15 protein-coding genes are annotated in these 16894 nt (G+C 52.0%); 9 read left to right on the forward strand and 6 right to left on the reverse strand.

All coding sequences use genetic code 11. The features are described from left to right. The first annotated feature begins 11 nt into the window (after positions 1-11). Entirely contained in the window at positions 12-806 is a 795-nt protein-coding gene (gene nagB / locus AGRI_RS05410) for a glucosamine-6-phosphate deaminase (RefSeq protein ID WP_008983987.1), read from the forward strand. Between the two features lie 9 nt (positions 807-815). Here nagB and AGRI_RS05415 read toward each other — a convergent pair whose 3' ends face one another. The 4 genes from AGRI_RS05415 to AGRI_RS05430 form a co-directional block, all read right to left on the reverse strand. Further along, positions 816-2135 carry a sugar MFS transporter gene (locus AGRI_RS05415; RefSeq protein WP_040291493.1) on the reverse strand — a complete coding sequence of 440 codons (1320 nt, stop codon included), beginning with the start codon at positions 2133-2135 and terminating at the stop codon, positions 816-818. A gap of 52 nt (positions 2136-2187) precedes the next feature. Beyond that, positions 2188-3303: an N-acetylglucosamine-6-phosphate deacetylase gene (gene nagA, locus AGRI_RS05420; protein ID WP_008983989.1), complete on the reverse strand. Its 1116-nt coding sequence runs from the start codon at positions 3301-3303 to the stop codon at positions 2188-2190. Between the two features lie 58 nt (positions 3304-3361). Further along, positions 3362-4744 (reverse strand): ribonuclease J, encoded by a 1383-nt coding sequence (locus tag AGRI_RS05425; RefSeq protein ID WP_008983990.1) that lies wholly within the window; start codon positions 4742-4744, stop codon positions 3362-3364. Positions 4745-4831: 87 nt separating this feature from the next. Beyond that, positions 4832-5416 (reverse strand): cytochrome b, encoded by a 585-nt coding sequence (locus tag AGRI_RS05430; protein ID WP_008983991.1) that lies wholly within the window; start codon positions 5414-5416, stop codon positions 4832-4834. A gap of 194 nt (positions 5417-5610) precedes the next feature. Between AGRI_RS05430 and AGRI_RS05435 the strand changes: the two genes are divergently transcribed. From AGRI_RS05435 to AGRI_RS05455, 5 genes are read left to right on the forward strand one after another with little or no spacing between them, the layout of a single operon-like run. Further along, positions 5611-6324: a thermostable hemolysin gene (locus tag AGRI_RS05435; protein WP_008983992.1), complete on the forward strand. Its 714-nt coding sequence runs from the start codon at positions 5611-5613 to the stop codon at positions 6322-6324. After that, positions 6317-7870 carry an AMP-binding protein gene (locus tag AGRI_RS05440; RefSeq protein WP_008983993.1) on the forward strand — a complete coding sequence of 518 codons (1554 nt, stop codon included), beginning with the start codon at positions 6317-6319 and terminating at the stop codon, positions 7868-7870. Before AGRI_RS05435 ends, AGRI_RS05440 begins: the two co-directional genes overlap by 8 nt. Then, entirely contained in the window at positions 7845-8519 is a 675-nt protein-coding gene (locus AGRI_RS05445; protein WP_008983994.1) for an iron-containing redox enzyme family protein, read from the forward strand. The genes AGRI_RS05440 and AGRI_RS05445 overlap by 26 nt, the downstream gene beginning before the upstream one ends. Beyond that, on the forward strand, positions 8516-9364 hold the full coding sequence (locus AGRI_RS05450; protein ID WP_008983995.1) for an SDR family oxidoreductase: 849 nt from the start codon (positions 8516-8518) through the stop codon (positions 9362-9364). Before AGRI_RS05445 ends, AGRI_RS05450 begins: the two co-directional genes overlap by 4 nt. Then, on the forward strand, positions 9361-10029 hold the full coding sequence (locus tag AGRI_RS05455) for a tetratricopeptide repeat protein (protein ID WP_008983996.1): 669 nt from the start codon (positions 9361-9363) through the stop codon (positions 10027-10029). The genes AGRI_RS05450 and AGRI_RS05455 overlap by 4 nt, the downstream gene beginning before the upstream one ends. A 95-nt stretch (positions 10030-10124) precedes the next feature. Here AGRI_RS05455 and AGRI_RS05460 read toward each other — a convergent pair whose 3' ends face one another. Next, entirely contained in the window at positions 10125-12101 is a 1977-nt protein-coding gene (locus AGRI_RS05460) for an LTA synthase family protein (protein ID WP_008983997.1), read from the reverse strand. Positions 12102-12218: 117 nt separating this feature from the next. On the opposite strand from AGRI_RS05460, the gene AGRI_RS05465 reads away from it, so the two are divergent. Together AGRI_RS05465 and AGRI_RS05470 are read left to right on the forward strand one after the other, a co-directional pair. After that, positions 12219-12881 (forward strand): response regulator transcription factor, encoded by a 663-nt coding sequence (locus tag AGRI_RS05465; RefSeq protein WP_008983998.1) that lies wholly within the window; start codon positions 12219-12221, stop codon positions 12879-12881. After that, positions 12878-14281, forward strand: coding sequence for a sensor histidine kinase (locus AGRI_RS05470; RefSeq protein ID WP_008983999.1), 1404 nt, complete (start codon positions 12878-12880; stop codon positions 14279-14281). The genes AGRI_RS05465 and AGRI_RS05470 overlap by 4 nt, the downstream gene beginning before the upstream one ends. Positions 14282-14348: 67 nt before the next feature. Here AGRI_RS05470 and AGRI_RS05475 read toward each other — a convergent pair whose 3' ends face one another. Continuing rightward, a complete protein-coding gene (locus AGRI_RS05475; RefSeq protein ID WP_008984000.1) occupies positions 14349-15839 on the reverse strand; it encodes an NADP-dependent isocitrate dehydrogenase in 1491 nt (496 codons plus the stop codon). A gap of 128 nt (positions 15840-15967) precedes the next feature. Here AGRI_RS05475 and AGRI_RS05480 point away from each other — a divergent pair, with 128 nt between their 5' ends. Then, positions 15968-16891 (forward strand): LysR substrate-binding domain-containing protein, encoded by a 924-nt coding sequence (locus tag AGRI_RS05480; protein WP_008984001.1) that lies wholly within the window; start codon positions 15968-15970, stop codon positions 16889-16891. Positions 16892-16894: the final 3 nt, after the last annotated feature.

Here is a 16894-nt window from a genome sequence, read left to right on the forward strand (position 1 = left end):
GGAGTATCAGGGTGCAGATCGTTATTCAACCAGATGCACAAGCCGTGGCCCGTTATGGTGCCGCTGCAATTATCCGGCAAATCAGGCAACATCCTGCCTCTGTGCTGGGGCTGGCGACAGGTGCGACACCCATTCTGCTGTATCAACAATTAATTACTGCCTATCAGCATGGCGAGGTGTCATTTCAGGCCGTTAAAACCTTTAATCTGGATGAATATATTGGTTTAGCGGCAACGCATCCACAAAGCTACCGCTATTTTATGCAACACCACTTGTTTAATCACATTGATATTCAGCCAGAAAATACCGCAGTGCCAGAGGGTGACGCCGCAGATCCATTACTTGCCTGCGAGCAGTATGAGCAAAAAATCATGGCTGCAGGTGGTATCGATTTGCAGCTGCTGGGCATTGGCCGTAACGGCCATATTGGCTTTAACGAGCCCTCGTCCGGATTGCGTTCTCGAACCAGGGTTAAAACCCTGACGCAGCAAACCATCGCCGATAATGCCCGTTTCTTTGCGCCCGGTGAATATCAACCACATCTATCAATTACCATGGGCATCGGCACCATTCTGGATGCTCGCAAAGTGCTGTTACTGGCAACGGGTAAAGCTAAAGCTAAGGTCGTAAAAGCGATGATCGAGGGGCCACTGAGTGCCAGCTGTCCGGCGTCAGCTTTACAGCTGCACCAGCAGGCTACAGTAGTACTGGATGAAGAAGCCGCCAGTGACTTAGAGCAACTGGCATTTTACCGCCATATTGAACAGGAAAACGCGGCGCTGTTGCGCCGCCTGAATCGTGATTAGCCGCCGTTGTTATGACCAGCGTCGCAGCTTATGGCCTTTCATCGCATAAAATAAGATATAAAGATAGGCCGGAATGAGAATCCAGTACGCACCCTGGCTATTACCGGACTGTTCGGCCAAATACCCGTAATATAGTGGTAGCAATGCCCCACCGGCAATTCCCATAATCAGCAAGGCTGAGCCGGTCGCGGTTAACTTTCCGAGGCCTTCCAAAGCCAAAGGCCAAACCGCCGGCCATACCAGCGCATTAGCCAGCCCTAACAACGCAACGAACACCACTGTATCCGGTACCAGAGGAATACCCAACCAGCCAAATAGCCAAGCCGACAACTGCTGGCTATCGCTTGCGCCAAATAAAACGCCGATACTGAGTAATACTCCAGCCAAAGCTGATAGTTGCAGAGCACGGCCTTGTGACAGGTAGCGCGGGATTAGCACCACCCCCAAAATGTACCCTAACACCATAAAGCTCATAGTGTATGAGGTCAGGATGCCAAAGTGTGGCACACCAAGTTGTTTGCCATATAGACCGATGGTATCAGCAGCAATCACCTCCACACCGACATAGCAAAATAACGCCAACACCCCCAGTACTAACTGCGGATAAGCGAATACCGCTTTTACCGCCTTAAATTCGACGCCTTTTTCGTGCTTGTGCTCTGCTAACTCAGGTAAAGGAGCAAACCAGATAAATATAGACAACACTAACAACATCAGCGTCATATACACATATGGCAGTACCAGCCTATTCGACAGCTCAGCCAGTTGTACTTGCTGCTCTGCCGCTGGCAGCATTGCCAGCTCTGCAGCGCTATATTGTTCAATATTGGTCAGCACCAGAGTGGCAAACAGCATCGGCACCACTATTCCGGCCGCTTTGTTAACCAGCCCCATAATGCTGATTCTCATCGCAGCACTATCGCGCGGACCGATACAAACCAGATAGGGGTTAGTTGCGGTTTGCAAAATCGTCAGGCCAGTACCCAACAAAAACAACGCCAACAGAAATAGCGGATAAGCCGCTACTTTCGCTGCCGGAATAAACAGCAAGGCGCCAAAGGCCATAATGAGTAAGCCAGCCAGCATGCCCTTTTTATAACCCAGATAGTTCAGTAAAAACGACATAGGTATCGCCATGACGGTATATGCGATATAAAACACAAAGGTCACAAATAAAGCCTGAAATTCGTTTAACTGACAGACAATCTGCAAAAATGGAATAAGTGCACCATTAAGCCAGGTCACAAAACCGAACAGAAAAAACAGCACCGCCAGAATCAGCATTGGCACCAACACCTTGGGTGCTGGCGTGGTTGGAGTGTTAGGCATCTTCGGATCCTTATTGTTATTCTTATTGTCGTTACCGGCTTAGATTACCAGCTTAACCCAGTTGCGCTTCGCCGTTAATCCAGCATTGTTGTACCTGTAGCTGCGCGTTCAATTGCACCAGATCAGCCCTATGGCCGGGTTGTGCCTGGCCGCGGTCAGTCAGCCCCAGCGCCTGCGCCGGATATAAGGCTGCCATGCGCAGACTTTCAGCAAGGTCAAGCTGTAAAGTATTCACGGCATAACGCACGGCCGCCGCCATATCCAGCACTGAGCCGGCCAGTGCGCCGCTACTGTCAGTCAACTTATTACCTTGGCGGGTCACCTTACCGGCGAAGAAATCAAATTCGGTCTCGTCGGTACCAACCGGCGACATCGCATCGGTGACTAACAGCACCTTGCCGCGGGGTTTTGCTAATACAGCCAGCTTTGCAGCTAACGGATGCAAATGTAAACCGTCCAGAATCAAGCCACACCAGCTTTGACTGTCGGTTAATGCTACCCCGACCATGCCCGGCTCACGCGAAGTCAGCGGTGACATTGCATTATATAAATGGGTAAAGCCCTGCGCGCCGGCAGCAAGTGCCTGCAGGACCTGCTCAGCGCTGGCATTGGAATGGCCAAGCCAAACTTTAACACCGGCAGCGGTTAAACGTTGAATTTGCTCTGGCGTCACATTTTCCGGCGCCAACGTAAGCAAAACCTGACCGAGATCCTTACGCAGATATAGCTGCATTTCTGCCTCTGCCAGTGGCCGGATATGCTGCAGCGGATGCACACCTTTTTTCGGTGCCGATAAATGTGGCCCTTCGAAATGAATTCCCAAAATACCCGGCTCGCCAGCAGCAATGGCTGCAGCAATCACATCGGCACTTTGCTGCATCACCGCCAGTTGATCAGTGATTAGCGTTGGCAGCAGTGCCGTGGTACCAAAACGGCTATGGGCTTGTCGCATCCGGCGTAGCGTGTCAATAGTCGGTGCGTTATTAAACAGCACGCCGCCACCGCCATTCACCTGTAAATCGATAAACCCCGGCACCAAATAGGTTGCCTGTGGCGTATCACGACAAGGTCGGATGTCTGCAATACGACCGTTTTCAATCAACAACTCGACATTTGACTGCCAGACAAAACCATCAAAAAATTGGGCAGCGCTAAGTACTTGCTGCATAAAGAACCTGTAAGGAGAGACGTCATATGACATAAGCTAACGTCTGCGGACAAAAAGCTCAAGTATTGGCTATCGGTACCCGGCCCGCTTTGACAAAGCCCGGCCAGATCCTGGGCTTTGGCGCTAATACAAAAAGATCGCCGTTTTGCCCCAGCAGTTGTTGCGGTACCCCAACCTCGCGGGCAATGGCGGCATTGGCTTGCATATGCGTTGCTTCGCCGTGTACCGGTATCGCCAGGGCCGGTTTTACCGCCTGATACATCTCAGCCAATTCGCCCTGATTCGGATGACCGGAAACGTGGATTGGCAATAAGGTATCCGCCGCTTGCAACACCTGCAGCTGTTTGGCTTTCAGTTTATCCACCAGCCGGCTGACCAGCATCTCATTGCCCGGAATGAGGTTAGCACTAAAAATCACCAAATCGTCTTTTGCCAGCAGCAGCTGCGGATGGCGATCTTCAGCCAGTTTACTCAGGGCGGCTCTGGGCTCCCCCTGGCTGCCGGTTGCTGCGACCAGCACTTCTTCCGGCGGCAAAAAGCCAATATGGGCGTTATCAATCAGCGGCAGATCATCCGGCCAATAACCGCAGGCCCGCGCAGCACCGACCATATTCTCCATCGCCCGACCGAACAGTGCCAGGTAACGGCCGGTGTGCTGGGCAATGCGCCCCAGGCTAATTAAGCGGCCAATATTACTGCTAAAACCGGTTACCAATACGCGCTTCGGTGCCTGACTGACCACCTCACGCAGCGCATGAAAGCAAGCCGTTTCCGACAACGAAAAGCCACTTTTCAGTGCATTAGTTGAATCACAGACCATGGCAGTAATACCTTGCGCCGCCAGCCGTTTAAATACCTGGGGTTTGAACGGCCGGCCCAGCACAGGTGCCGGATCCATTTTCCAGTCGGCGGTATGAAACACCTTACCGGCTGGGGTGCTGATTAACAGTGCCTGACACTCCGGGATCGAGTGAGTGATATTCAGCCAATTGACCAAAAATGGCCCGATCTGACAGGTGCCGCCGGGCGGGATTTCGATAATTGGCATCTGCTCGATAAGGTCGGTACGCGCCAGTTTGCGGCGCAGCACCTCAGCAGCAAAAGGCGTGCAATACACCGGCGCCTGTAAGCGTGGCCATAAATAGGGCAAGGCACCGATATGATCTTCGTGGGCATGGGTAATAACAATACCGCACAGGTTTTCGCGTTGTGCGGCAATAAAGCTGGGATCAGCCGCCTGCACGTCAGCCGTGAGCTGAGCTGGCTGTGTCTGCGGCTGCAGCGGATTATAAAAGGTGATGCCGCAATCCACCATTAACCAGCGCCCGGCATGACCGTATAAATTCAGGTTCATCCCAATTTCGCCGCAGCCGCCAAGTGGCAGAAACCACAAATCCTGTTCACCCGGTAAGGTCATTTCAGCGCTAGAACGGCTGGCCATGTCACCTCGTATTACACTACTATCAACTGCTAACTGCTACGTATGATACGCCATTCACGTTCACAGACCCAGCAGACATTTCCGCCATCAGCGACGGGGTGGCAACATTTTCAGTAGCGTGCGATCTTTTAGATGATAGTGATGGTAAAGCGCGGCCGCGGCATGCCCCAAAATCAATAGCCACACCAGATAAGCTCCGCCCTGCTTATGAATAAAATCTATCGGCGCTTCAAATTGCTCAAAGGTTAGTCCCATACCATCCGCAACCAGCGCCTGAAACAACCAGGTATCGGCAAATTTCGGGATCTCAAATAAAAAGAAAAACTCGGTCGCCACACCGGTACCTAAATAGCCGGTCAATGGCATTACAATCAGCACGCCATACAATACCAGATGCCCAAGGTGCGCAGCCTTATGCATCAGCGCCGAACCGGGCTCGGCTTTAGGCTGAACATTCGTCAGCCGCCAGTAAAGCCGCAGCACTACCAGTACCGCGATAGTCACGCCAAACGACAAATGTAGCTGCAGTGCCGTCCAGTTTTCAGGTGTTTGCGCTTCAGTAAACCATTGCCGGTAGTACACCGAACAATAAGCGAGTAAAAACAACAGTGCGGTGAGCCAATGTAAGGTGCGGGCCAGCTGGCCATAATGTGTTGTCGAGTTTTTAAGCATGTGTAAGCCCCCAAAATTGCCACATCCAAATCTGCGGCTAGTTTGCCTGCGAATGACCGGCAGCAACAACCCAAGATATCGGCTGCAATGATGCAGAAATTCGAACACAGTTTTTGCAACAAAAAAATCAGCTTAATGTTTTCTTAAGCTTCGCCACCTAACCTGCCAGTATCGAGGTTAAACCGGAGCGTCTTATGTCTGAACCCTTATTACTGGCACCACCCGCTACCGCTATGCCGCTGCTGTGTAGCCTGGGAAATATGACCAGTAAACTGACTTTGCTGGCAAGACAAGCCGATGGCCGTGCTGAAGCAGAAACCCTTATCGCCCGCGAGTTTCAGCGCAAGCATCAGGCCGAAATCCGCTACTTTCTGCCACAATTGCTAAGTTTACGCTGCGCCGGAACCCTGACCGCAGCGGTCGGGTTACAGGCCGCAGCGCAAGGCCCGCTGTTTCTGGAGCAATATCTGCCACAGCCAATTGAACAGCTGCTGTCAGAACAATCCGGGCAAGAGGTAAAACGCGGGCAGATTCTGGAAATCGGTAATCTGGTATCGGCACGCGCCGGCAGCAGCTTGCTGCTCATGGTTGCCTTGAGTGAACTGATTGCCGCTAGCCGCTTTCGCTGGGTGACCTTTACCGCAACCGATGAAGTGCAATCGCTGTTAAGCAAGCTGCATTATCAACCCATGCTGTTAGCCGCAGCCAATGCCGATAAGCTGCAGCACCCCCAAGTCTGGGGCGCGTACTACCAAAAACACCCGCAAGTGATGGCAGGTATGGCCTTACCGGCCATAGCCAGTGCCCGGCGTTTGCCGCGCTATCAGTTGTTACAGCAGTTACTGGCTCCACAGCTGACTGAGCTGCAACCGCAATTGGCGCGGCTAACGGAGGCTGGTCATGGCTAAGTCAGTACCTTTGGATTTTCCTAGCCTGCGCCAGTTTGCCGACCGCCCGGCGTTAACTGACGGTCAACACAGCCTGAGTTATCAGCAACTCGCTGCACAGGTATCTCAACTGGCCAACTGGCTACAACAACTGCCGGCACAGCGCTTTGCCATTAGCGGCCCCAACAGCATCAGCTGGATTATTGCTGATTTGGCACTGGCCGTGAGCGACAAAATTTGTGTTCCACTACCACGTTTTTTCTCAGCCGCGCAGCAAGCCTATATGCTTGATACCGCCGCGATCGAGATCGTACTGGAGACCGAGCCACTTGCCGGCAGCATAGCCAGCACAGTGCCAGGGTTATGGTATCGGCAGGTGCCGCAATCAAGTACTCACGAAGTGCCAACCTTTCCAATATCCAGCGGTAAAGTTACCTTTACCTCTGGCACTACCGGCAACCCGAAAGGCGTATGTTTAAGCTGGGCACAGCAAGCGGCGACCTTAGCCGGCTTAGTTAAAGCACTAGGCGCAGAATTTAGTGCAGAGGCACAACAGCAACAACTGCGACATTACTGTCTGCTGCCCTTATCTACCCTGTTGGAAAATCAGGCCGGTGTGTATTTACCGCTGGCTCTGGGGCAGCAAATTATTGTGCTGAATGAATCGCTAAGCGGTTTGAGCGGCAGTTCAAAGCTCGATTTAGCGCAATTGGCACAAAACCTGGCACAGTACCAGCCGCACAGCCTGATCCTAACGCCACAGTTGCTGCAGGCGCTGCTGTTGATTTGCCAGCAGCAACCGGCACTGGCAGCAAGTTTTCGTTTTATTGCCGTTGGTGGTGCGCACTGTGCACCGGCACTACTGGCACAGGCCGCACAGCTGGGGCTACCTGTCTATCAGGGCTACGGTTTATCCGAAGCTGGCTCTGTGCTGGCTTTAAACTTACCTGCGGTGAATCGGCCCGGTAGCGTCGGCAAAGCGCTACCTCATATACAACTGCGGATTAACGCGGGCCAGATTGAAGTAAAAGGTCAGCTTTATGCTGGCTATTTAGGTGAAGCACCGCGCGACGCCGACTCTTGGTTAGCGACCGGCGATTTGGGGCAACTGGACAGCGAAGGTTATCTGAAAATTGACGGGCGCAGCAAACAACTGTTGATCAGCAGCTTTGGCCGTAATATCTCGCCGGAATGGCTGGAAGCTGAGCTACAGCTTTGCCCGGCGATCGCCCAGGCCATGGTATGCGGTGATGCCAAGCCCTGGCTAAGTGCACTGATAGTGCCGAGATCGGCCAGGCAGTTGACAGAGCTTAGCACGCAGCTACAGGCACTTAACGCCCGGCTCCCGGATTATGCACAAATTCGTACCGTCTTGCTGCTAAATGAACCCTTTAGCAGTCAAAACCAGCAACTTACCGATAACGGCCGGCTGCGCCGCCAACATATTCTGGCGCGGTACCAACAACCTATTGAGCAACTTTACCACCTTACCCCAACAACGGCAGAGCCAGTGCTTGTGCCGCTAAACCAGGAGCATCGCGATGAGCTTTTATCAGCAATTAATTGAGCAAACCCAGGCCGAACGCGAGTATTTGTTAAGTGCACCGTTGATCCAGCGCTGCCTTAAGCAACAAAGCTTTACGCTCGCCGAGTATCAGGCGTTTCTAACGGAAGCTTACCATCATGTTAAGCACACAGTGCCATTGCTGATGGCTGTTGGCAGCAGGCTAAGCAGTGCCCAGGAATATTACCGCGAAGCCATTGCTGAATATATCGAAGAAGAGCTGGGTCATCAGGAATGGGTGCTGAATGATCTTGCAGCGACCGGCGCCGACAAAGAGCAAGTACGCCACGGCACACCGCGCCTTGCTACCGAACTGATGGTTGCCTACGCCTATGACACTGTGCTGCGAGGCAACCCGCTGGCGTTCTTTGGCATGGTGTTGGTACTGGAAGGCACCAGCGTTAACCTCGCCACCGGTGCCGCTGAGATTATTCAGCAGCAGCTACAGTTACCCAACAAAGCCTTTAGTTATTTACGCTCGCACGGCAGTTTGGATATTGAACATCTGAGCTTTTTTGAAAAACTGATGGACACCATTAGCGATGCAACCGATCAGCAAGCGATTGTGCATGCTGCAAAGGTATTTTATCAGCTGTATGGCAATATCTTCCGCAGTATTGAAGCCGCACCTGCGGCTAAGGTGGCGGCATGAGCGCCGCTGCCCTACAGGGCCAAACACTACTGCTGCTCGGTGCCAGTGGCGGTATTGGTGCCGCACTGGCGAAGCAACTCGCGGCACAGGGCGCGAACCTGATTATTAGCGGGCGCAATCTAGTCCCCCTGCAGCGGTTAGCAACGCAACTGGCCACTAAAACCCAGTGTGTGGCCGCCGATCTCAGCAATTTTGCCGGCCGCGAGCATTTACTGCTGGCGCTACCGGATAAGCTGGATGGCGTGATCTTCGCCGCAGGTTATAACGATTTTGCGTTGTTTGAACAGCAGGATCCAACAGCGATACACCGGCTATTTGAACTAAACACGCTGCTGCCGATACTACTCACCCGCGCCCTGCTACCCAGGCTGACACCTCAGGCACGCTTAGTTTATGTCGGCTCAACACTGGGTGCTATCGGCTATCCGGGCTATGCCGCCTATGGTGCCAGCAAAGCCGCGCTAAAGCATTTTGTGCAGGCGCTGCGCCGGGAAATGGCCGATACCGCCCTGCAATTTTGCTATATCGCACCCCGGGCTACCCAAACCAGTATGAACACCCTGGCAGCACAGGAGCTGAATCAGGCGCTGGGTAGCAAAACCGATCAACCAGATTGGGTAGCATCCCAAATTCTAAACCAGTTAATCGCAAAACAGATGCAGGATCAGAACCTTGGTATGCCGGAGCGACTGTTTATCCGGCTCAATGCGCTGCTGCCAGCCTTACTGGATAAAGCACTGCGCAAACAACTTACTGTTATTAAACAATTCGCCCGGCGTAAAACTCCCGGGTTAACCCAAAGCATTAAAACTACCCCTGCAGGCGTTAAAGGAGCATGCAAATGAAAAAATCGTCTTCACTAGTAGCCCTGACTGTACTGACCGCCAGCTTGCTGTTGGGTTCGGTACAGGCAGAAACCTCGCCGTCCGCAGTAACAAGCGAACTGAGTCAGATTCAGCAGCAGTGGGCCAGCGTAAAGTATCAGCAAAGCGGTAAAACCCAGGAACAGGCTTTCGCCGAACTGGTTAGCGCCGCCCAAGCTGCCGTAAAAGCTCACCCTGAGGATGCCCGCTACCTGATTTGGGAAGGTATTATCCGCGCCACCTATGCCGGCAGTGTCGGCGGTTTGGATGCGCTTAGCGAAGTTAAAACCGCGAAAAAGCTATTTGAACAGGCGCTAAAGCAGGATGAGAAAGCGCTGGATGGCTCGGCCTATACCAGCCTGGGTTCGCTGTATTATCAGGTACCAGGTTGGCCTGTCGGCTTTGGTAGCGATAAAAAGGCCCGCGAATATTTGCTAAAAGGCCTGGAGGTTAACCCTGACGGTATCGACAGTAATTATTTTTACGGTGATTTTTTACTGCAACAAAAAGAATATAAGGCCGCCGTGGCGGTACTGGAAAAAGCCTTACTGGCGCCGCCGCGCCCTGGCCGTGAAGACGCCGATGCCGGACGCCGGCAAGAGATTGAGCAAGCGCTGACTAAAGCGCGTAGCAAAATTAAAAGCTAAACCCGGTGCGGGCAAAATATTAATAACTAAGATCAGCTGTAGCTTAAAACGTAAAATGCCGGTTTAGCCGGCATTTTTATTTGGGCCCACCGCCATCATTCTGTTACTAAGCGATAGCGCTGCTCCCGATATAACCAGGATGGCAGTAACACCTGCGCCAGTGCCCGGCGCTGTGCTGCCGGCTTGGCAGCAGCGTCTGTCAGCACCAGTTGTTTATCATCGAGCAAATAGCGCGCAGCAACACTGCTACCATCCGGTTTTAATATCGTCACTGCCGCTTCGTTGGCGCTTTGCTGCTCTAACAGGGCAAAATATTGATCAAACTGCAGCAGCGCCCGGCCCGGCGACTCAGCATCGCGGCTAAAATCCCGGCCAAGCAGCGGCGTTTGTGCACTGATGCCTATTAAAGATAAGATCGTAGGTGCTAAATCAATCTGGCTGGCCAGGCTGCTAATAGTTTTTGGCTTCAGATCCGCACCTAACATCAGCGCCGGGATCTGAAATTTATGTACCGGTACCAAACTATTACCATACACCCGGTTATCGTGGTCGGCGACGATAACAAACAGCGTATTGTGCCAATACGCTTGCTGTTTTGCCTGTGCAATAAATTTACCCAGCGCATAGTCGGCATATTTTACGGCATTATTGACGGTCGCTTTCTCGCTATCGTACAGCGCGATTTTATTGTCAGGAAATTCAAAGGGTTCGTGATTGGACGAGGTAAAAATCAAACTGAAGAATGGCTTTTGCTGAGCGGACATTTCCGCTAAATGTTTAGCTGCCGCATTAAATAAATCTTCATCACTGGCGCCCCAGCTGCCAACAAACTCCGGCTTAAGCATTTTCGGTAAATCGATCACTTCGCTAAAGCCATTACCGGTAAAAAAGCCGCGCATATTGTCAAAATGCGCTTCGCCACCGTACACAAAGCTGGTATGAAAACCTTGCTGTTGTAAGGTACTGGCCAGGGTATAAAAATTTTGCTGCGCGCCGGAGAGTTTCACCACGCTTTGCGCCGGTGTCGGCGGAAAACCCGCGACTACCGCTTCAATACCGCGCACTGAGCGAGTACCGGTGGCATACATATTGTCAAACCACCAGCCGTCGTTTTTAAGCTGTTCCAGCTCTGGCGTTACCGGCAAGCCACCCAGACTTTTCACAAAGGTTGCGCCCAGGCTTTCTTCCAGAATAATCACCAGATTAAGCGGCTGCGCACGTTCCATTGCCGGCTGGCGAAGTGCCAGAGTAGGCAATTGTGGATCGTTAAACTCCAGGTGTTTTAACCATGGCCAATCCAGCGCCAACTCAAGCATCTCCTGCTGTGGCAACTTGCCATAGATCTCACTGGAGCGGGCTTCATGTTTCAGGCTATAGATGGCATACAGCACCGAGTACGGCGAGTTGATAATCAGCGAGTTCACCATCGCATCGCCGGTAATGGCAAACAACGCCGGATTAGCTGGGCGGTGCTCTGTGGTCGAGCGAATAGCCGCAAAGGTTAAAAAAACCAGCAGCGGCCAGCTAAGCAGCAAACTGCGGTAGCGGGCAAAAGGTTGCGTGTGCGCTAGGACCCGCCGCAGCGCCAGATTGCCCAGCCATAATAGAACTAATAGGGCCAGCACACCGCCAAGCAGCATACCGCGATAACCTTGCCATAGCGTACCAAACACCTCTTTCGGATATTTTAAATATTCAATATAAAGCCGGTTTGGTCTAACGTCGTATTGCATAATAAATTGCGGCGTCGAGACTTCCAGCAACAGCACCAGTGCCAGCCCCAGTAATAACCAGAGATGATTTAACTTTAGCCAGACCTTAAAACTACTCTGTCGCGCCAGTAAGGGGGCAAGTAATAACGGTATTGCCAGCCACAGGCCAATAAAAATCAGATCGGCTCTTACTCCCTGCAGTAATATGATGCCAATATCAGCTACAGCCGTTACCCGGTCGAATTGCCAAAGTACTAAGCCAAGCCGGCTAGCGCTTAACAGCAGTAGCGTCACCACAAAAAAAACCAATAACGGCAAATAAGGGCCGGCGCGTTTTATCGGCTGCAGTACGCGAGTCATAATCTAGGCTCCAACAAGAAGTTGGCGTCAGCTTAGGATGAAAAACTTAAGAATTTCTTAAGTAAGTGAGGTTAATCTGGTTATAGTTAACAGACTGACCGTAAACGGATAAATGGCATGCGGATCTTACTGGTAGAAGACGACAACTTGCTGGCACAGGGCATAGTTACAGCCTTGGCGCGGGCCAGTTATCAAACCGAACATTGCCGCACCGGTAAGCAAGCCCTACAGGCGCTGGATAATGCGGAGTTTGATTTAATGATCCTGGATTTAGGCCTACCCGATGGCTTTGCCGGTAAAATCTTACAACAGCTACGCGCACAACAGCATCAACTGCCGGTGCTGGTACTGACGGCGCTGGATCAAATTGACACCAAGCTGCAACTGTTAAACGACGGTGCTGATGACTATATGGTAAAACCCTTTGATGTGCGGGAGTTGGAAGCGCGCATTCGGGTACTGTTACGCCGCAAAGCCGAGCGGCGGCATGATGTGCTGCAGCATGGCGAACTGCTACTCGATTTAGTGAAACATAGCTGCGAATATGCCGGGAAAACCGTGAATTTAACCCGGCGCGAATTTTTACTGTTAAAAGACTTTCTGCAGCATAAAGATAAGATTTTAAGCCGCCAGCATCTGGAAGAGCTGAGTGTGGGCTGGGATGGCGATACCGAAAGTAATGCCATTGAAGTGCATATTCATAACCTGCGCAAAAAGCTGCACCCGGAGCTTATTAAAACCGTGCGCGGTATCGGCTATCTGCTGCCGGGGCAAGTATGAAGCCACTGAGTATTCAAACCCGGTTAGTTTTACTGCTAAATTTGTTGGTGATCGCGGTATTAAGCCTGACCGGCTATATCAGTTATCAGCAAAGCCTGCATGAAATCGATGAAGTTTTTGATGCCCAGTTGGCGCAAAGCGCCCGCTTAACTGCGGGTGTATTACAAGCCAATCCCACTTTATTACAGCAAGATACACCGGTACTGATCCCGGTAGCGCATTTGGATGAACTGGTCAAAGGCCAGGCAGAACTGAGTGAGCGCTTTCTTACCGGCTACAAATATGAGAGTAATATCGCCATTCAAATTTGGCGCAATGATCAGCAGCTGATTTTACATACCGCCAACCTGCAACAGCCGATGCGGCCGGTGCGTAAAACCGGTTTTAGCGAATATCACACTGAAAATGGTGATCTGTGGATCAACTTTACCCTACGTCTGGATGAGCTGGGGGTGCAAATCGTTAGCAGCCAACGCGAAGCGGTACGCGAGGAACTGAGCTATAGCATCGCCCTAACCCAGATCCGCCCTGTTCTGTTTTTGATCTTACCACTGAGTCTGCTAACCCTTTATCTGGTGCGGCGCGGCTTAAAGCCGTTAAAACAACTGCAACAGCAGCTCAGCCATACCAAACCGGAGCAGCTGCAACCGATCAATAGCCCGATGCCGGCTGAACTGACTCAGGTTGTCACCGCGATTAACCAGTTGTTAGAGGCGATTGAGCAACATATGCAGCGCGAGAAACGTTTTATTGCTGATGCCTCGCATGAACTGCGCACGCCACTGAGTATTATCAGTTTGCATGCCCAAAATCTGGCACAAACACCACTTACTGCGGAACAGGATGCCGCGGTGACTGCCATTAAACAAGGCAGTGAACGGATGAGCCATCTGACCAATCAACTGCTGGCGCTGGCGCGATTAGAACACCCGAAACTGGCGTTACGTTCACAACCGCTGGCGGACTTACTGGAAGCCAGCCTGCACCAGGTTGCACCTGCCCTGCTGCAAAAAGTGATCTGGCAATTAGCCGACCTTGATGCTTGCCGGGCTGCGGGTTATCAGGTGCAGGCTGACACGACACTGTTACAGGTAGCGCTGCGTAACCTGTTTGAAAATGCGGCCAAGTATGCGCCAGCTGATACTGAAGTGGTGCTAAAGATAACCTCATTGACCCAGCAGAAACTGGAACTGACTTTAAGCAACAACTGCTCGGTAATACTTGATACTCCCCGGCTTGGCGAGCGCTTTTACCGAGCTCCGGAGCACCAGCAACTGACAGGTTCAGGGTTGGGCTTGTCGATTGTGCAGCGGATCCTGGAGCTACATCAGTGGTCATATCAGACCCGGCAAGTCGGCCAAACATTCAGCATCATGCTGCAGGTCCCATTACAGCAATAAATTGCGACGCCAGCATCTGCTCTGCATGGCGCCGCTTTTATAACATTAAGTAGGCAATAAGGCGCGACTACTGCCCCTGCCCCAGTGCGAAGCCGCGCTCACCGTTAAAGCTAAACAGATTTTCAATTTTTATCACATCTAACCCCAGCTCAGTCAACACCGAGAGCAGCTTAATCAGATCGCGCTGACTCACCGGCTGCTCTGGCGTCTGAGCCATAAATCTGCAGCGCCAGTGGTCAGTGCAAAAGGTTTCCGGATAACCTTGTGGCCAAACTTTGACCCCACGATTGGTAATCATCTGCAGATGTAACACCCCATCGGTTAAGTTGAGTAGCCGACTTGCCAGCTGCTCTGGTGAAAACTGACTTTCATGTAAAAACACATCCACCCCCAATAACACTTTTTGCGCCGGCTGTGCGCGCTGATATCGGAAAGTCGGTTGAATTGGCTCAGCAGCATTTTGATAACTCACGGCCTTAAAGCTCTCTGGTAGTTGACCCAAGCGCTGAATCACCGCCTCAGCAAACTCGTTAGTACTGACCAGGCGCTGACTATTCGTGCTGTGCAAATCAGCGGTATGGATCCCCTCTTCCAGGGTGGCTAACCAGGCATTATGAATGCGCGCTGCCACTTCGGCTTGTTTGATATGCACCAGCATCATCACCGCTGCCAGTAATAAACCGCTGGGATTGGCGATGCCTTGGCCGGCAATATCGGGTGCGCTGCCATGTATTGCCTCAAACATCGCGATACTATCACCAATATTGGCACTGGGTGCCAGCCCAACGCTACCCGTCATTTCGGCAGTGATATCACTGAGAATATCGCCATACAAATTGGGCGTCACAATGACATCAAAACGCCCGGGCTGGGTAGCTAAACGTGCAGCACCGATATCAATAATATAGCGTTCTGCCACGATCTCCGGGTATTCGACGGATATCTCCTGAAACACTTTATAGAACAGGCCATCTGTCATCTTCATAATATTATCTTTGACCATGCAGGTAACTTTTTTCCGGCCGTGGCTGCGGGCATAGTCAAAGGCGTAGCGCACAATCTTTTCGCAGCCCGGGCGGCTAATCAGCTTTAAACACTGAAACACCTCGTCAGTCTGCCGATGCTCAATACCAGCGTAAAGATCCTCCTCATTCTCCCGCACTATGACGATGTCTAACTGCGGATGCAGAGTCGCCACAAAGGGCGCATAACTGACGCAGGGCCGCACATTAGCATACAAGCCCAGGGTTTTACGGATGGTCACATTCAGACTTTTGTAGCCGTCGCCACTTGGTGTTGTCACTGGGCCTTTCAGAAATACCCGGTTACGGCGTAAGGAAGTCCAAGCCTGTGGCGCTATGCCAGAGCTATGGCCGGCGAGATAAAGCTGCTCACCAATATCGATATATTCCGGCGCGATCCGCGCCCCAGCTGCCGTTAGAATTTTCAGCGTCGCCTGGACAATTTCCGGCCCTATGCCATCGCCCAGTGCGACGGTTACCGGTACCTTTTCGCTCTGCTCTATTGCCTCTAAGTGCATGTGTTGCTTAGCTTGCATCTCAACTTCTCCAACTGTGGTTGCTATGCCGGCACTGTAGAGCAGTTAAATCATTAAGAAAAATATTTAGTTTTAATCTTATCCATAGCTTAAAATCTATAGGTTACCAAGCCGGAGCCAACTTACCGATGCCAGCCAGTACCCTCGCCCGTTTTCAACGTATTACGCCGCAACAACTGCGCGCCTTCGAAGCCAGTGCCCGCTTGTTATCGGTAACCCAGGCTGCGCGTGAGCTCTTTGTTAGCCAGCCTACGGTATCAGTGCAACTGAAAGAGCTGGCAGAAACCCTGGGTGAGCCGCTATTTGAGCAAAGTGGCCGTCAGATCCGTTTAACTCAGGCCGGTAAATTACTGTATCAAACGGTACGCGAGCTCGCTGGCTGCTGGCAGCGGCTGGAATCCGAGCTGGCGGCAATTCATGGTTTGGTGCGCGGCAAGCTAAAAATTGCCGCGGTCACCACAGCCGAATACTTTGTCCCGGATCTGCTGGGCCCTTTCGCGCGCGCCTATCCAGGCATTGAAATTGAACTCAGTGTTGAAAACCGCGATCGTATTGTGCAGCGACTAAGCCAGGGACTGGACGATCTGACGGTAATGATGCTACCGCCAGCAGAGCTGGATTTGGACAGCCAGGCCTTTCAAACCAACAACTTGATTGTTATAGCCCCGGCGAACCATCCGCTAAGCAATAAAAAGTTGCGCCTAAACGAACTTAGCAGCGAACGCTGGTTAATGCGGGAAGCCGGCAGTGGTACCCGCAAAGTCACGGCGCAATTTTTTGCCGAGCAACAATTTCAGCCGAATATAGTGATGAGCCTGGGCAGTAACGAGGCAATTAAACATGCGGTAGCGGCCGGGCTTGGTATTGCGGTGCTGTCAGATTTGGCCGTCAATCAACCGGCCTGGTCAAGCACCACAAACGGACTAACGACACTGGATGTCGCCGGCTTCCCAATCGCCCGGCAATGGTACCTAGTCTGGCGCCGGGATACCCCGCAAAGCGCAACGGCACGGGGCTTTATCAGTTATCTGCAGCAACAAGCTAAAGAATAGAAT

It is taken from the genome of Alishewanella agri BL06 (assembly GCF_000272005.1).
GTDB classification, from domain to species: Bacteria; Pseudomonadota; Gammaproteobacteria; order Enterobacterales; family Alteromonadaceae; genus Alishewanella; species Alishewanella agri.

What these genes read in the sequence shown, in the direction of transcription:
- AGRI_RS05415 (WP_040291493.1), bottom strand. Translation starts at nt 2,135, where the DNA reads ATGCCTAACACTCCAACCACGCCAGCACCCAAGGTGTTGGTGCCAATG.
- nagA (WP_008983989.1), bottom strand. Translation starts at nt 3,303, where the DNA reads ATGCAGCAAGTACTTAGCGCTGCCCAATTTTTTGATGGTTTTGTCTGG.
- AGRI_RS05425 (WP_008983990.1), bottom strand. Translation starts at nt 4,744, where the DNA reads ATGGCCAGCCGTTCTAGCGCTGAAATGACCTTACCGGGTGAACAGGAT.
- AGRI_RS05430 (WP_008983991.1), bottom strand. Translation starts at nt 5,416, where the DNA reads ATGCTTAAAAACTCGACAACACATTATGGCCAGCTGGCCCGCACCTTA.
- AGRI_RS05435 (WP_008983992.1), top strand. Translation starts at nt 5,611, where the DNA reads ATGTCTGAACCCTTATTACTGGCACCACCCGCTACCGCTATGCCGCTG.
- AGRI_RS05440 (WP_008983993.1), top strand. Translation starts at nt 6,317, where the DNA reads ATGGCTAAGTCAGTACCTTTGGATTTTCCTAGCCTGCGCCAGTTTGCC.
- AGRI_RS05445 (WP_008983994.1), top strand. Translation starts at nt 7,845, where the DNA reads ATGAGCTTTTATCAGCAATTAATTGAGCAAACCCAGGCCGAACGCGAG.
- AGRI_RS05450 (WP_008983995.1), top strand. Translation starts at nt 8,516, where the DNA reads ATGAGCGCCGCTGCCCTACAGGGCCAAACACTACTGCTGCTCGGTGCC.
- AGRI_RS05455 (WP_008983996.1), top strand. Translation starts at nt 9,361, where the DNA reads ATGAAAAAATCGTCTTCACTAGTAGCCCTGACTGTACTGACCGCCAGC.
- AGRI_RS05460 (WP_008983997.1), bottom strand. Translation starts at nt 12,101, where the DNA reads ATGACTCGCGTACTGCAGCCGATAAAACGCGCCGGCCCTTATTTGCCG.
- AGRI_RS05465 (WP_008983998.1), top strand. Translation starts at nt 12,219, where the DNA reads ATGCGGATCTTACTGGTAGAAGACGACAACTTGCTGGCACAGGGCATA.
- AGRI_RS05470 (WP_008983999.1), top strand. Translation starts at nt 12,878, where the DNA reads ATGAAGCCACTGAGTATTCAAACCCGGTTAGTTTTACTGCTAAATTTG.
- AGRI_RS05475 (WP_008984000.1), bottom strand. Translation starts at nt 15,839, where the DNA reads ATGCAAGCTAAGCAACACATGCACTTAGAGGCAATAGAGCAGAGCGAA.
- AGRI_RS05480 (WP_008984001.1), top strand. Translation starts at nt 15,968, where the DNA reads ATGCCAGCCAGTACCCTCGCCCGTTTTCAACGTATTACGCCGCAACAA.